At 41.8% G+C, this 596-nt stretch carries 1 protein-coding gene; it reads left to right on the forward strand.

The features are described 5' to 3' along the window. The first annotated feature begins 57 nt into the window (after positions 1-57). Positions 58-474 carry a hypothetical protein gene (locus R7P74_RS27865; protein ID WP_318123909.1) on the forward strand — a complete coding sequence of 139 codons (417 nt, stop codon included), beginning with the start codon at positions 58-60 and terminating at the stop codon, positions 472-474. Positions 475-596 lie beyond the last annotated feature (122 nt).

Below are 596 nucleotides of genomic sequence, written 5' to 3' on the forward strand. Positions count from 1 at the left end.
CGAACTCCATTGCCTAGACTTTAATCTGATTACCCATGCTAAACGAAGGTATTCTTCATGAAAATAATGTCTAAATGTAATGTGTTCGTTATCTCTTTATTCACTTTGGGGCTTTTAGGCTGCGCAAGCACGAAAGACAATATGGTGGCCAAAGGGTTTCCTGTTCAATATGCAGAGGGTTTTGATGACGGGTGTCACAGTGGATACAAAGCGGCTGGAAGCTTGTTTGATGAATTTAAGAAAGACATTTCCCGATTTAACTCTGATAAAAAGTATGCTCAAGGTTGGTCTGATGGATTCAGACAGTGTGAGAGAGAACAGGAAGCAATTGAGCGTCAAACCCGAATAACAATAGAGCAGCAAAAACTGATTGAACAACGCAAAGCCAATGAGCGCTCAGAGACATATCTTCTTGAAAAACATGCATTAGAAGGAGTCGATACAAGCGGACTTGAGAGTTTAACCCCCAAGTAGCGGTGGAGTATTGTGATTGCGAGTCGATGTACTTTCCATACATTTAGTATTTCGCAAAACGACGTAAATGTATGGAATGGGCTGTAGTCGCTTACTATAACTGGCGGTCGCGCTGAACTTCA

It is taken from the genome of Vibrio sp. 2033, assembly GCF_033339735.1.